At 70.6% G+C, this 14,296-nt stretch carries 14 protein-coding genes; 8 read left to right on the top strand and 6 right to left on the bottom strand.

Annotated features, from left to right (window positions below):
* Nucleotides 1–27 precede the first annotated feature (27 nt).
* Nucleotides 28–825 (bottom strand): Clp protease N-terminal domain-containing protein, encoded by a 798-nt coding sequence (locus tag ACFYQA_RS11235; RefSeq protein WP_388914838.1) that lies wholly within the window; start codon nucleotides 823–825, stop codon nucleotides 28–30.
* Between the two features lie 86 nt (nucleotides 826–911).
* Here ACFYQA_RS11235 and ACFYQA_RS11230 point away from each other — a divergent pair, with 86 nt between their 5' ends.
* On the top strand, nucleotides 912–2,063 hold the full coding sequence (locus tag ACFYQA_RS11230; protein WP_388914835.1) for a DUF2786 domain-containing protein: 1,152 nt from the start codon (nucleotides 912–914) through the stop codon (nucleotides 2,061–2,063).
* 291 nt (nucleotides 2,064–2,354) lie between these two features.
* On the opposite strand, the gene ACFYQA_RS11225 is transcribed toward ACFYQA_RS11230, so the two are convergent.
* Together ACFYQA_RS11225 and ACFYQA_RS11220 are read right to left on the bottom strand one after the other, a co-directional pair.
* Complete coding sequence (locus ACFYQA_RS11225) at nucleotides 2,355–2,888, bottom strand: DUF4232 domain-containing protein (RefSeq protein WP_388914832.1); 534 nt, start codon at nucleotides 2,886–2,888, stop codon at nucleotides 2,355–2,357.
* Between the two features lie 102 nt (nucleotides 2,889–2,990).
* A complete protein-coding gene (locus tag ACFYQA_RS11220; RefSeq protein ID WP_388914829.1) occupies nucleotides 2,991–3,530 on the bottom strand; it encodes a hypothetical protein in 540 nt (179 codons plus the stop codon).
* 618 nt (nucleotides 3,531–4,148) lie between these two features.
* Between ACFYQA_RS11220 and ACFYQA_RS11215 the strand changes: the two genes are divergently transcribed.
* Complete coding sequence (locus ACFYQA_RS11215; RefSeq protein ID WP_388914826.1) at nucleotides 4,149–4,448, top strand: DUF397 domain-containing protein; 300 nt, start codon at nucleotides 4,149–4,151, stop codon at nucleotides 4,446–4,448.
* A gap of 135 nt (nucleotides 4,449–4,583) precedes the next feature.
* Here the strand turns inward: ACFYQA_RS11215 and ACFYQA_RS11210 are convergent, their stop codons facing one another.
* The gene (locus ACFYQA_RS11210) at nucleotides 4,584–5,063 is read right to left on the bottom strand and encodes an ATP-binding protein (protein WP_388914823.1); all 480 of its coding nucleotides are present in this window, start codon (nucleotides 5,061–5,063) and stop codon (nucleotides 4,584–4,586) included.
* Between the two features lie 364 nt (nucleotides 5,064–5,427).
* On the opposite strand from ACFYQA_RS11210, the gene ACFYQA_RS11205 reads away from it, so the two are divergent.
* From ACFYQA_RS11205 to ACFYQA_RS11180, 6 genes are all read left to right on the top strand, one after another.
* Nucleotides 5,428–6,252 (top strand): helix-turn-helix domain-containing protein, encoded by an 825-nt coding sequence (locus ACFYQA_RS11205; protein ID WP_388915151.1) that lies wholly within the window; start codon nucleotides 5,428–5,430, stop codon nucleotides 6,250–6,252.
* A 205-nt stretch (nucleotides 6,253–6,457) separates the two neighbouring features.
* Nucleotides 6,458–7,918 (top strand): aldehyde dehydrogenase family protein, encoded by a 1,461-nt coding sequence (locus ACFYQA_RS11200; protein ID WP_388915148.1) that lies wholly within the window; start codon nucleotides 6,458–6,460, stop codon nucleotides 7,916–7,918.
* Between the two features lie 140 nt (nucleotides 7,919–8,058).
* Nucleotides 8,059–8,607 (top strand): DinB family protein, encoded by a 549-nt coding sequence (locus ACFYQA_RS11195; protein WP_388914820.1) that lies wholly within the window; start codon nucleotides 8,059–8,061, stop codon nucleotides 8,605–8,607.
* A gap of 25 nt (nucleotides 8,608–8,632) precedes the next feature.
* A complete protein-coding gene (locus ACFYQA_RS11190) occupies nucleotides 8,633–9,274 on the top strand; it encodes a PadR family transcriptional regulator (RefSeq protein WP_388914817.1) in 642 nt (213 codons plus the stop codon).
* A 117-nt stretch (nucleotides 9,275–9,391) separates the two neighbouring features.
* A complete protein-coding gene (locus ACFYQA_RS11185; protein WP_388914814.1) occupies nucleotides 9,392–10,405 on the top strand; it encodes an ATP-binding cassette domain-containing protein in 1,014 nt (337 codons plus the stop codon).
* Nucleotides 10,406–10,494: 89 nt separating this feature from the next.
* Nucleotides 10,495–11,223, top strand: a complete 729-nt coding sequence (locus ACFYQA_RS11180) for an ABC transporter permease (protein ID WP_388915144.1) — start codon at nucleotides 10,495–10,497, stop codon at nucleotides 11,221–11,223.
* A 62-nt stretch (nucleotides 11,224–11,285) separates the two neighbouring features.
* On the opposite strand, the gene ACFYQA_RS11175 is transcribed toward ACFYQA_RS11180, so the two are convergent.
* Together ACFYQA_RS11175 and ACFYQA_RS11170 are read right to left on the bottom strand one after the other, a co-directional pair.
* Nucleotides 11,286–12,695 carry a glutamate decarboxylase gene (locus tag ACFYQA_RS11175; RefSeq protein ID WP_388915141.1) on the bottom strand — a complete coding sequence of 470 codons (1,410 nt, stop codon included), beginning with the start codon at nucleotides 12,693–12,695 and terminating at the stop codon, nucleotides 11,286–11,288.
* A 156-nt stretch (nucleotides 12,696–12,851) separates the two neighbouring features.
* Complete coding sequence (locus ACFYQA_RS11170; RefSeq protein WP_388914811.1) at nucleotides 12,852–14,138, bottom strand: ion channel protein; 1,287 nt, start codon at nucleotides 14,136–14,138, stop codon at nucleotides 12,852–12,854.
* Nucleotides 14,139–14,296 lie beyond the last annotated feature (158 nt).

Raw genomic sequence — 14,296 nt, 5'->3', positions numbered from 1 at the left:
GGCAGCGGGGTCCGGCAGCGGACCGGATCAGCTCTTCGGCGAGGATTCCTGCTCCCGGCCGCCGTCCTCCTGCTCCCGGCCGTCCTTCTCCCGGTCTTCCTCCTGCCGCGTTTCCACGACCTGCGCCAGCAGGTCGGCGACGTACCGCTCGGTGGTCGTCTTGTCGACGCCGAGGCCGCTGAGGACGCCCTTGCCGTTCTCGTGCTCCAGGAGGGCGAGCAGGAGGTGCTCGGTGCCGACGTAGTTGTGGCCGAGGCGGAGGGCCTCGCGGAAGGTGAGTTCCAGGACCTTCTTGGCCGCCGGGCCGTACGGCACCAACTCGGGGGCGTCCTCGACGGCCGGCGGGAGGGCCGCGACGGCGGCCGCGCGGACCGCGTCCAGGGTGACGCCCTGTTCGGTGATCGCCTTCGCGGCCAGGCCGCCCGGCTCGGCCAGCAGGCCGAGGACCAGGTGCTCGGGCAGGCCCTCGGCGTTGCGCGCGGCCTTGGACTCGTTGTGCGCGGCCATCACCACGGCGCGGGCGCGGGGCGTGTAGCGGTTGAAGCCCTCGTTCGGGTCGAGGGCGGCCGACTCCTTGGGCACGAAACGCTTCTGGGCCGCCTGCCGGGTGACGCCCATGCTCTTGCCGATGTCCGTCCAGGAGGCACCCGAGCGCCGGGCCTGGTCCACGAAGTGGCCGATCAGGTGGTCCGCCACGTCGCCGAGGTGTTCACCCGCGAGCACCGCGTCCTGAAGCTGCTGGAGGGGTTCCTCGTGGACCTTCTTGATGGCCGCGATGAGGTCGTCGAGACGTACGGATGACTTGATGCCGGGATTGGTCGTCATGTGTCAACGGTAGGTTGACAGCAGGGGACTGTCAACCAAGAGTTGACGCTTGGGGGTGAATCCCCGCGGCATGGCACCATCGGCCCGTGAGTACGTCCAGCACCGTCGACCGCGCCTTTGAGGCCGCCCTGTACGCCACCACCGAGGACGCCCTCGACACCGGTGCGTCCCTGATCGCCGTCGACCCGACGGCGGACGCCGAACTCGTCCGGCGGGGCGAGGAGTTCGTGGCGAACGCCTGGCGGCGCGGCTGGCAGCCCGCCGACGTCGTACGGATCGTCCGGCGCGAACTGGACGACGTACACCTACGGCTCGTCACGGGGCTGATCCGCGCCCAGGCGCCGCACGACCGGCCCCGAGGACCCCGCTGGACCGCCCAGCTCGACGCCCTCGGCGAACCCGGCGCCGCGCCCGCGCCCCGCACCGATCGCTTCTCGCACGCCACAGCCGTACTGGAGCTGTACCGGCTGCTGCTGCGCCTGCCCGCGCTCGAATCCCTCGACGAGGCGGTGGCCGAGGCCGCCGGCGCGGCGGGATCGGCCGCGCGGGACCGGCGTCCGGAGTCCCGCATGCTCGGCCGCATCCGCGCGCTGCTGGCCAAGGCGGAGGCGACCGGATTCCCGGAGGAGGCGGAGGCGCTCACCGCCAAGGCGCAGGAACTGATGGCGCGGCACAGCGTCGACGAGGCCCTGCTCGCGGTACGGACGCACACGGCGACGGTGCCGGGTGCGTGCCGGATCGGGGTGGAAGCGCCGTACGAGCAGACCAAGGCCGTCCTGCTCGACGCGATCGCCGACGCGAACCACTGCCGGGCCGTGTGGAACGAACCCCTCGGCTTCTCCACCGTGGTCGGCTTCGACGCCGACCTGGAAGCGGTCGAACTTCTCTACACCTCACTGCTCGTGCAGGCCGGTACGGCCATGACGAAGGCGGAGGCGGCCCAGAAGGCGGGTGGACGCAAGCGGACCAAGACCTTCCGGCAGTCCTTCCTCGCGGCCTACGCCCACCGCGTGGGGGCACGCCTCGCGGCTGCCGCCGAAGGGCGGGCGAACGGGCTGAGCGACGACCTGCTCCCGGTGCTCGCCTCCCGCGACGTCGCGGTCACCGAGCGGCTGGACCGCCTGTTCCCGGAGACGACGACCACCCGGCTGCGCGGGGTGAGTGACGTGGCGGGCTGGGAGGAAGGCGCGCGGGCGGCGGACAACGCCCAGGTCGAAGCCCGCCGACGGCTCGGCTGAACCGGAATCCGCACCCTGCGACACCCTGCGACCCGCGTGGTCCGGAGCCCGCGCGGGTGGCGGGTCGTGGATTGCCCGGCCCCGCGCGGGTGGTGGGGCGAGGGTTGCCCTCCGCGCGGGGGCAGGCTGTGGGGTGTGGGTCTTCCTGCCGGCCTGCCGGCAGGCCGGCAGGGTGCTCGGTCGCCCGTCTGTCGCTCGATCGCCGGTCTGCCGGTGGTTGCCCGCCTGTCGCTCGGTCACCCGGCTACCGCCCGTCGGTCGGTCGTCCGCCGGGCGGGTCCCGCCCGTCGGTCAGTCGCCCGTCCGCTGGAAGGCGCTCACGGAGGCGTCGGCCGCTGCCTCGGTCTTGTCCTTGACCGCCACCGGGCCGTACGACCAGGGGAGGTCCTGGGTGGCGGAGTCGCCGGGGAGGCCGATCTGCAGGGTCTTGACGTCCAGGCTCTCGCCCGCGCCCTCCGGCCCGCGCACGTAGGTGATCGTGAAGGAGACCGATTCGCCCTCGGCCAGGGTCAGCTTCTGTGCCGCCGCGCCCTCGACCGGGGCCAGCGCGGCGAGTTCGTCCCCGGCCACCAGACTCGCCTCGGCAAAGCCGTCCAGGACGCAGGAGGCACCCTGGTTGACGAGGTTCACGGGGACCTCGCCGGTGTCACCGGCGGCCGGCGCCTCACTCGCGGGTCCGCCTTCCATGCTCACCGTCGCGCTCGTACAGGTCCCGCTCTTCTGCTTCGCGTCGTCCTTCGCTCCGTCACCACCGCCCTCGCCGCCGCAGGCGGTCAGCAGGAGGAGGGCGGTGACAGCGGTGACGGTGATCGGCGTGGCGCGCATGAGGATTCCCCTGGGGTCGTGGAGCAGCCCACAGATCATCACACCTCGGAGACCCCCCTCCGTGCATCCGGAGGGCCGGTGTCCTCACGGCAGGAGCAGGCCCTACGATCCCAGCCCCGCGGTCGGAAGCCCCGACGGCATCCTGCCGCCTTCGGCCTTCGTGTACGTCTCGGTGCCGGCGGAACCCTCCCAGGTGATCTTCAGGGTGGTCCCGCTCACCGAGTCGACCGTGCCGCTCGCCCGGTCCTCGTTGCCGTTCGCACACCTGAGGCTGATCCTCGGGGCTCCGGCATTTCCCTGGGTGGTGCCGCTGCATATGGTGCCGCCCGTGGCGAAGAGGGCCGCCTGCTCACCGGTGAACATCAGCGCCACGGCCTTGCCGTCGGCCGTGGTGAGCCAGCTGCCCTCCAGCTCGCCCGCCGGGGCGCTGCTCGTGTCCGGACCGTCCGTCCCGCCGGTCCCGCCGGTGCCGCCGTCGGGATCGGCACTGGCCGAAGCGGACGGTTCAGCGGACGGCGTGGAGTCGTCGCCGGAGTCGCTGTCACTGCTGCACCCGGTGAGGACGAGCGTGCCGGCCAGCCCCGTGGCCGCGACCGCGAGCCGTACGCGCCGGCGTGACACGGTGCGCCAGGAGCGCGACACGGACGCCGCCGCCCTTGAAGCCCCCATCGAAACCGCCCCCGAGCCCGCCGACGTCTCCGTACCGTCCTGATCCACCGATGTCACCGCAAGCCCCCTACCTGTAGCCGGCCACGTCGGCCGGAACGACCGCAGACAGCTAACAGGACGTACCCGGCACCCCACCAGGCCCTGGTGACTCACTTCGCGCCCCACCGTCACCGCGCGGTGAAGGAAACGGGGGACGAGGGACGGAAACGAGGGACGGAAACGGGGAACGGCACGAGGGTGAGGGTGGCCCCGCCGCACTACCGCAGCGGCAGCTCGCGCGGGTGGTCGGGAAGGTCGGGCGACAGGCCTACTTCCCTGTGAAGAAAGGTAGTTGACGAAGAAAAGAGACCGCTTGCAGGGCTGAAGGGGGCGGGGGAGGACAGGCGAAGGCGACGAGGGAACAAGTGGGCCCTCGTATGCGTCTCAATCCACACGGGGTTCGGCAGGTCGGGCCGCAGGGCTGTAACTGCGGGAACACCGCGTGTGCACGTGCATCTGCCCATGCATTTGCACTTGAACAAAGCTATGATCCGGGTCAGTTGACCACTGCATCAATGGCAACACCAGCCAGTGCACAACGGGGAGCGACCTGTGGACCACGACGTGTACGACGGTGATGTGCACGACGGCGACGTGTATGGCGTTGCCGGCGCGTCCCGCGTGTTCAACGGCATGGCGGCCACCAGGCTGAACGATGTGGCCTGGCAGAAGAGCCGGCACAGCAACTCGCAGGGTTCCTGCGTCGAGTTCGCCCGGCTGCCGGACGGCGAGGTGGCGGTGCGCAACTCCCGCTTTCCCGAGGGGCCGGCGCTCGTCTACACCCGGGCGGAGATCGAGGCGATGCTCCTCGGCATCAAGGACGGCGAGTTCGACCATTTGGTCGTCGGCTGACGAAGGCGCTTGCCGTGCCGGCCGCACCGGCCTTGTCCGCCGCATGGGTTGCGCCCGCCGCAGCGGCCTCGCCCGGCACCCCCTGAGTTCCGCGTGACGCGCGTAGAAAAGCGGCACCCCAAGGCACCGCTTTCGTCATTCTCCGCCGGGAGGCCGCAGCAGGAACAGCGCCCAGACCACCTTGCCGCGTCCGCTCCGCATCGGCTGCCAGCCCCAGCTGTCGCTGAACGACTCGACCAGGAGCAGCCCGCGGCCCGACTCCGCGGAGAAGTCGTCTGTGTCGCGGGTGACGGGGCTGTCGTGGCTCGGATCGCGCACCGCGCACACCAGCCGTCCGGTCCACCGCATCAGGTGCAGCCGTACCGGGGCTTCCTGGTCCGCCGATCGCGGCGCACAGGACGGCAGGCCGTGCCGCAGGGCGTTGGTGACCAGTTCGGAGACGACCAGGCACACGTCGTCGAAACGGTCGTCCAGGTCCCACTGCTCGCAGGTCTTCCTGGTGAACTGCCGGGCCTCGCCGACCGCTTCGTAGCGAGTGGGCAGGGAGCAGGAGGCGGTGTCGGACACGGCCGCGGGGTCCAGCGGCGGAAGGCCCTGCCGTAACGGCTCGAGCATGGTCGATCCATTCGTCCCCATGCGAGGCACTCCCGGGATTCGCGGTCGTGGCGATACGGCGGTGGTGCGAAGGCCATGGTTTCGGATGCGCACGGCAGATGCAAGGGCAGATGCACGTGCAGTTGACCGAAATAAGCCCCGCCGTACCGCTTGTTGGGCAATTTTTCCGCCATACTCGTGTCCCTCCTGTCGCTTCCGTGGCCTGCTTTCTGCTCCTCCTTGCTCGAAACCTCCACCCCGGTTCCATTTCCGTAACCGGGCGAGTACTGCTCGGAGTGTTTTAGTGGCAGACTTCGGCCCCTGGCAGACGTTGGGGAGGCTGGCGAACGTGAGCGCGGGAGAGCCGGGATCGGTGGTGCGGCGCATGCTGCTCGGATCACAACTCAGGCGACTGCGTGAGGCTCGGGGGATCACGCGGGAGGCGGCGGGCTATTCGATCCGCGCCTCCGAATCGAAGATCAGCCGGATGGAGTTGGGCCGGGTGAGCTTCAAGACCAGGGACGTCGAGGACCTGCTGACGCTGTACGGCATCGGGGACGAGCAGGAGCGCGCCTCGCTGCTCTCCCTGGCCAAGGAGGCCAATGTCGCGGGCTGGTGGCACAGTTACTCGGATGTGCTGCCCAGTTGGTTCCCCACCTATGTGGGCCTCGAGGGTGCCGCCGCACTGATCAGGGCGTACGAAGTGCAGTTCGTGCACGGTCTGCTGCAGACCGAGGGGTACGCGCGCGCGGTGGTTCGGCGGGGCATGCAGGGCGCGAGCGAGGCCGATGTCGAACGACGGGTGGCGCTGCGCCTGGAGCGGCAGAAGTACCTGGTCGCGGAGAACGCCCCCGAGTTCCACGTCGTGCTCGACGAGGCCGCGCTGCGCCGGCCGTACGGCGACCGCGAGGTGATGAAGGGGCAGCTCCAGCATCTGATCGAGATTTCCGAGCGGCCCAACGTCCGGCTGCAGGTCATGCCGTTCGGGCTCGGCGGCCACTCCGGCGAGTCCGGGGCGTTCACCGTCCTCAGCTTCCCCGAGTCCGACCTCTCGGACGTCGTGTACATGGAGCAGCTGACGAGCGCGCTGTACCTCGACAAGGTCGAGGACGTCGCCCAGTACGAGAAAGCGCTCAAGGAACTCCAGCAGGACAGCCCGGGCCCTTCGGAGAGCCGGGACCTTCTGCGAGGTCTCCTCCAACTCTCCTGAAACATAAGTACGATGACGGTCGATCAGGCGCGCGCGGGACGGACCGGCACCGGGTCGTGCGACCGAACCGGTCGCACGCGGCTCGCACGCCGGTCGCACGACCGGTCGCACGCCGATCGCATACCGATCGTCCGGCGGTCGGGGTGTGAGCCGATCCGGGGTGGGCCCGCTTCGGCAGCGAGGGATTGAGGGGTTGAGGGATCACATGTCGTCGTACTTCACCGACCTGGCCCAGCAGTACATCGACGGTGAGTGGCGTCCGGGCACCGGCTCCTGGGACATCATCGACTTCAACCCGTACGACGACGAGAAACTGGCGTCGATCACGATAGCCACCGTCGACGAGGTCGACGAGGCCTACCGGGCGGCGGCCCGCGTGCAGAAGCAGTGGGCGGCGACCAGCCCGTACGCGCGCCGCGCGGTGCTGGAGAAGGCGCTCGCGCTGGTCGAGGAGCGCGAGGGCGAGATCACCGAGGCGATCATCGCCGAACTCGGCGGCACGCGTCTGAAGGCGGCCTTCGAGCTCCACCTCGCCAAGGAGTTCCTGCGCGAGTCGGTACACCTGGCGCTGCGCCCCGAGGGCCGGATCATTCCCTCGCCGGTGGACGGCAAGGAGAACCGCGTCTACCGCGTGCCCGTCGGTGTCGTCGGCGTGATCAGCCCGTTCAACTTCCCGTTCCTGCTGTCGCTGAAGTCGGTCGCCCCGGCGCTCGCGCTCGGCAACGGCGTGGTGCTCAAGCCGCACCAGAACACCCCCATCGTCGGCGGGGCGCTGATCGCGAAGATCTTCGAGGACGCGGGCCTGCCCGGCGGCCTGCTGAACGTCGTCATCACGGACATCGCGGAGATCGGCGACGCCTTCCTCGAGCACCCGGTCCCGAAGGTCATCTCCTTCACCGGCTCCGACGCGGTCGGCCGCCACGTGGCCACCGTCTGCGCACGCCTCTTCAAGCGCTCGATCCTCGAACTCGGCGGCAACAGCGCGCTGGTGGTCCTCGACGACGCCGACGTCGACTACGCGGTCGACGCGGCCGTGTTCAGCCGGTACGTCCACCAGGGCCAGGTCTGCATGGCCGCCAACCGGGTGCTGGTGGACCGCTCGGTGGCCGACGAGTTCACCGAGAAGTTCGTCACCAAGGTCAAGTCCCTCAAGGCCGGCGACCCGCGCGACCCCGGGACCGTCATCGGCCCGGTGATCAACTCCCAGCAGGCGGACTCGCTGGCCGGGGTCGTGGAGCAGGCGCTCGCCGAGGGCGCGACCGCCCTGGTGCGCGGCGCCCGGACCGACAACCTGGTCGAGCCGTCCGTGCTCACCGGTCTCCCCGCCGACTCCGCCCTGCTCCGGCAGGAGGTCTTCGGCCCTGTCGCCTTCCTCGTCCCGTTCGACGGCGAGGAGGAGGCCGTACGCCTCGTCAACGACACCCCGTACGGCCTGAGCGGCGCGGTGCACACCGGGGACATCGAGCGCGGGGTCAACTTCGCCAAGCAGATCGACACCGGCATGTTCCACGTGAACGACGGCACCGTGCACGACGAGCCGATCGTCCCCTTCGGCGGCGAGAAGAACTCCGGCAACGGCCGGCTGAACGGCGAGGCGATGCTGGACGCCTTCACCACGATGAAGTGGATCTCGGTGCAGCACGGCCGCAGCGGATTCCCCTTCTGAGTCGTCACCTTCGAGCCGTCGCTTTCGACTCGCTCCTGCTTCCCGGGCCCTTGCGGACAGAACCCGTCCGCAAGGGCCCGTAGCGTCGTCGGTGTCAGGGAAACCGGGGCGGAAGCCCTCACCGACGAAAGGCGGCCGGCATGGTCACTCACGTTCCCGCGGAGGCCCGGGGCGACGAGCGCGGGGCGCTGCTGGCGTTCATCGAGGAGCAGCGTAGGGGCATCCGCCGGTCGGTGCTCGGCCTCACCGACGAGCAGGCCGCGTCGCGGCCCGGTGCGAGCGAGCTGTCCCTGGCCGGGTTGCTCAAGCATGTCGCCGAGATCGAGCAGGTCTGGATCGCCCGCGCCAAGGGCGAGCCGCCGGCCGTCCACCGGGACGAGTCGAACTGGCACGAGTGCTTCCGGCTGGTCGGCGACGAAACCGTGGAGTCCTGGCTCGCGTACTACGAGAAGGTGGCCACCGAGACGGAGTCGTTCATCCGCGCGGTGCCCAGCCTCGACGACACCTTCCTGCTGGCGAAGACGTCCTGGAACCCGAAGGACGAGTGGCTCTCGATGCGCTGGCTGTGTCTCCATTTGATCCGCGAGATCGCCCGGCACGCCGGCCACGCCGACATCCTCCGTGAGTCCCTGGACGGCGCCACCGCGTTCGAGTTGGTCGCGAAGGAGCAGGGCAGCTCCTGGGAGTGACCGCCCGCGGCCTACGCTGGATCCCATGTCAGCGATCCGTCTCCTCGTGCTCGGCGCCGTGCGTCAGCACGGGCGGGCCCACGGCTACCAGGTGCGCAACGACCTGGAGTTCTGGGGCGCGCACGAGTGGTCCAACGCCAAGCCCGGCTCGATCTACCACGCCCTGAAACAGATGGCGAAGCAAGGGCTGCTGCACGCGCACGAGATCGCGCCCTCGACGGCCGGAGGCCCGCCGCGCACCGAGTACGAGATCACCGCGGCGGGCAACGACGAGTACTTCGCACTGCTGCGCGAGGCTCTCGTCACCTACGACCAGAAGATGGATGTGAAGTCGGCGGCCATCGGCTTCGTCGTCGACCTGCCGAGGCAGGAGGCGACGGCGCTGCTGAAGGAGCGGATCCGGCGCATCGAGGAGTGGCGGGCCGCGGTCACCGAGCACTACGTGCCCGAGGGCGGCCCCGAGCCGTTGGGACACATCGGCGAGATCATGAACCTGTGGGTGCACACGGCCGACGCCGAGGCCGAGTGGACCGGGGGCCTGATCGGACGGATCGAGGCGGGCTCCTACACCTTCGCCGGGGAGGGAGATCCGTTCGTCGGCATCCTGGCCGAGGACCAGGAGAACCCGTACGCGACGGGGGAGCGTCACCCGGGGGACAAGCGGTGAGGTGTCCGCGCACCGATCAAGTGCTGGCTTCCGCACGTTAATCAAGTTTGACTAATGGCTTGGTCGTGCCTACCGTGGCGCACTTAGTCAAATTTGACTAGCGAGAGGGTCATTCCCATGACCGACGCAGTGATCACCGTCGAGAACGCACGGAAGACGTACGGCGCGACGAGAGGCGACGAGAAGGGCAGGCCCGCACTGGACGGGCTCGACCTCACGGTCGAGCGCGGCACGGTGCACGCGGTGCTCGGCCCGAACGGCGCGGGCAAGACCACCCTGGTCCGGATCCTGGCCACCCTGCTGCGGCCCGACGCGGGCCGGATCGAGGTCGCGGGCCACGACGTGGTGCGGGAGGCGTACGCCGTGCGCCTGCGCATCGGCCTCCTGGGCCAGCACGCGGCGCTCGACGAGGAACTCGGCGGCCGGCAGAACCTCGAACTGTTCGGCCGCCTGTACCACCTGGGCGCGCGGCGGGCCCGCGCGCGTGCCGACGAACTCCTGGCGCGTTTCGGCCTCGCCGACACCGGCCGCAAGGCGGTGGGGCAGTACAGCGGGGGCATGCGCCGCCGCCTGGACCTCGCAGCCTCCCTGATCACCGAACCGGAGGTGCTCTTCCTGGACGAACCGACCACCGGACTCGACCCCCGCGGCCGCGCGGAGGTGTGGAACTCGGTCCGCACCCTGGTCGGCGGCGGTACGACCGTCCTGCTCACCACCCAGTACCTGGAGGAGGCCGACCAGCTCGCCGACCGCATCTCCGTCGTGGACGCCGGCCGGATCATCGCCGACGGCACGGCGGACGAACTCAAGGCGGCCACCGGCGGCGACCGCATCGACGTCGTCCTGCGCGACGCCGGGCAGCTGGGCGCGGCCGTCGCCCTGCTGCCCGCACCGAAGGACGAGATCACCGTGGACACCGACCGCAGGCTGCTCAGCGCCCCGGTGACCGACCGCATGGCGGCCCTGACCGGGGTCGTCCGCGCACTGGAGGAGGCGGGCATCAGGGCCGAGGACATCGTCCTGCGCAGGCCCACGCTCGACGAGGCGTTCCTGCGGCTCACCGGACCCGACGACGGCGACGACCGGGCCGAGGAACTCGTAGGACGTACTCAAGGAGGCAGGTCCGTATGACCACTCACGCGCCGCTCACCCACCCGACGGCCGCCCGCGTGCGGACCGGCCACGGACGGACCGCCCACGCCCTGACCGACTCCTGGACCATGACCCGCCGCGAACTCTCCCGCTGGCGGCGCCGGCCGGTCGCGGTGGTGGTCGGCCTGGTCTTCCCGGTGATGCTGCTGCTGATGTTCGGCTACCTGGTCGGCGGCGGCCGGGGCGTGAGCGGCGAGTACCTCGACTTCCTGGTTCCCGGCATGCTCGCGCTGACCATGGCCTTCGGTCTGGAGGGCACGATGGTCGCCGTCACCCAGGATCTGAACAAGGGTGTCATTGACCGCTTCCGCTCCATGCCGATGGCGAACGGCGCGGTCCTGGTGGGCCGTTCCGCCGCCGACATGCTCCAGTCCGCGCTCGGCCTGGCAGTACTCCTCGCCGTCGCCGCCGCGCTCGGCTGGCGAACACACGGCGGCCCGGCTGGCTTCCTGGGCGCCGTCGGCCTGCTCCTGCTGTTCCGCTTCGCAATGCTGTGGATCGGTATTTACTTGGCGCTGGTGGCGGGGAAGCCCGAACTGGTACAGGCCGTGCAGATCCTGGTCTGGCCGGTCGGCTTCCTGTCCAACGCCTTCGCGACGCCCGAATCCATGCCGGACTGGCTCGGCACGGTCGTCCAGTGGAACCCGATGTCGCAGACGGCCACGGCCGTTCGCGACCTCTTCGGCAGCCCCGGCGGGGAGCCGGGGCACGTGTGGGCCGCCGTCGCCTGGCCCCTGGCGCTGCTCGCGGTCTTCTTCCCGCTGGCGGTACGGAGGTTCACGCGGCTGAGCCGTTAGCGGGCCCCCGGGACCCGGAGCCGGGTTCGCCCACCACTGGGCGGGCCCGGAGCCGGGTTCGCTCAGTGGTGGAAGCTGGTGGCCGCGTTCCTGTCGTGGGTGTGGGGGTGCGGCTGCCGGCGCAGCTCCGGGAGGAGCCGGTCCAGGTCCTCGGCGAACAGGTCGGCGAGGTCCTCGGAGAAGCCGTTGCGGCACACCACCCTTAGCACCGACAGGTCCTGACGGTTCGCCGGGAAGGTGTACGCGGGCACCAGCCAGCCGCTCTCCCGCATCCGCCGGGACACGTCGAAGACGTCGAACGCCGTCACCCCGGGCGCGGTCGTGAACGCGAACACCGGCAGCTCGTCGCCCCGGGTCAGCAGCCGGAAGTCGCCGAGCTCCGCGATCCGTCCGGCGAGCCCGCCGGCCACGTCCCGCGCGGCCTGCTGCACCGCGCGGTAGCCGTCGCGGCCCAGCCGCAGGAACGAGTAGTACTGGGCCACCACCTGGGCGCCCGGCCGGGAGAAGTTCAGAGCGAACGTCGGCATGTCGCCGCCCAGGTAGTTCACCCGGAAGACCAGCTCCTCGGGCAGCGCGTCCGCGTCCCGCCACAGTGCCCAGCCGACGCCCGGATAGACCAGGCCGTACTTGTGCCCCGACATGTTGATCGACGCCACGCGCGGGAGGCGGAAGTCCCACACCAGGTCCTCGTCGAGGAAGGGCGCGATCATCGCGCCGGACGCCCCGTCGACGTGCACCGGGACGTCGAGTCCGGTCCGCTCCTGGAGTTCGTCCAGAGCCGTGCAGAGGTCCGCGATCGGCTCGTAGGACCCGTCGAAGGTGGAGCCCATGACGCCGACGACACCGATGGTGTTCTCGTCGCAGAGTTCGGCGGCGGCCCGCGGGTCGAGGTGGAACCGGTCGCCCTCCATGGGCACCTGACGGGCCTCCACCTCCCAGAAGGTACAGAACTTCTCCCAGCAGACCTGGACGTTGACACCCATGACGAGGTTCGGCCGGGCGTCCTTCGACGGGTACCGGTCGGCGTTGCGCCGCGCCCAGCGGTGCTTGAACGCCATCCCGGCGAGCATGCACGCCTCGCTCGACCCCGTCGTCGAACAGCCCACGGTCGCGGACGGGTCGGGCGCGTGCCAAAGGTTCGCGAGCATCGACACACAGCGTCGTTCCAGCTCGGCAGTGCGCGGGTACTCATCCTTGTCGATCATGTTCTTGTCCCGGCATTCCGCCATCAGGAGACCGGCCTGAGGCTCCATCCAGGTGGTGACGAAGGTGGCCAGGTTCAGCCGTGCGTTGCCGTCCAGCATCAGCTCGTCGTGCACCAGCTGATACGCCGTCGTGGGCGCCATCGGCGCGTCGGGCATCCGGTGCTTGGGCGGAGCCTCGGTCATGTCCCCGATGGGGTTGGCCGAGCCCAGGAAGGGATTGACGGACAGGGGGCGCTCATCGCGCCGGGAAGCGTTGTGCAGCGGCATGGAGACCTCCGGGAGTGCGTACTGGGGGATCGTGCGGGAGTTCATGGGGGTGGGCCCACGAGGGCCACGGCGGCCACGGGAAGTGCGGGGAACGAGGGAAGTGCGGGGAACGAGGGGGAGTCGTCACCGGGCCGGGGCGCACAGGCGGCCGGGCGCTCACCGGACCGATGTCCCGTCCGCCCGCAGCTGCATCTGCGGGCGTCCCGTCACCAGCAGCCAGGCCGGCAGCGACGCGATGCACAGGAGGGCGAGGATGCCCGGCGAGGCGACCAGGACCGCGGCGACGAACAGGCTCACCCAGCCCTGCCGGGTGATGGCCAGCAGCACCCCCAGCACCCCCGCCGACACACTCACCGCAGGATGTACCCCGGGTACCAGGGCGTGGGCGCACAGCCCGAGCGCGGTGCCGACGAACACGGCCGGGAAGATCCGCCCGCCCCGGAAACCGCAGGACGTGGCGACGAGCAGAGCGGCCAGCTTCACCACCGTCATGGTGGCGAACTGGCCCGCCGACCAGCCCTCGGGATCGGCCGCCAGCACCGCGATCTCGTCGAGCCCCTTGAACAGCGTCAGAGGCCCGCCCAGGGCCGCCAGCGCGCCCAGCACGGCCCCGCCCGCCGGGAGCATCAGCATCGGGTGCCGAAGCCGCCGGAAGGCGCCGTGGACGTACGGGAAGGCGTGGACGGCGCACATGCCGAGCAGCGCGCCCACCGAGGCGACCGTGAGAGCGGACAGCAGGTCGGCCCAGCCGGGGCTGCCGAACGGCGGCAGGTCCAGGTCGAAGCTCGGACTCGACACCAGGTCGGCGGTGAGCGCGCCGGCCGCCCCGGCGGTCAGCGGTGCGAAGAGGCTGTCCCACAGGTGCCCCTTGATCCGCTGCCCCGCCAGCGCTTCGGAGATGACGAGCGCGGCGGCCACCGGTGTACCGAACAGCGCGCCGATCGTCGCCGCCTCCGCCAGCGCCACCCAGCCGCGCTCCGGGGCCCGGGGGAGGACCCGCGCGCCCACCCGGACCGCCAGGGCTACGTTCACGGCGATGATCGGGTTCTCGGGCCCCAGGCTCGGCCCGCCGGCCAGCATCAGGGCGCTCGCCAGCAGCAGTCCCGGCAGCACCACGGGCGGTAGCACGGGGGCGTACAGGCCGGTCGTCGCCGGGTCGGGACCGGCGTGCCCCGGCACCTTCCACACCACCAGACCGACCGCGATCCCGGTGGCGACCAGCACGACGAACATCCACAGCACGGAGTACCTGCCGACCCCGAGCGCGTCCGGCACGGTCTGCCACAACACGTCCTGGAGCTCCTCGGCCGCCAGGCTCACGCCCACCAGCAGCAGGCTGCACGCCGCCCCCACGACCAGCGCGGGGACGACGGACGGCAGCAGGTCGCGTGCCCGGGTCGCCGGGGCGGCGGAGGGTTCCTGCTGCGCGCTGTCCTGGACCACGCGCACACGATAGACGGACCAAGCGCTCAAAACATTATGAAACGGTCAAATTGAAACGGTCAGCCTAAAGGGCGGGCATGAAGCGGACGGCATGAAGCGGACGGCATGAACGGAGGACTGAACAGGCGACCGGCGTGAAACGGTCAAGGGCATCCGGC

Origin of the sequence: Streptomyces sp. NPDC005774, from assembly GCF_042871645.1 — a bacterium.
In the GTDB taxonomy this organism is placed as follows: Bacteria; Actinomycetota; Actinomycetes; order Streptomycetales; family Streptomycetaceae; genus Streptomyces; species Streptomyces pratens.
The sequence above is the reverse complement of the archived record's forward strand: the minus strand, read 5'-3'. Positions and strand labels throughout refer to the sequence as shown.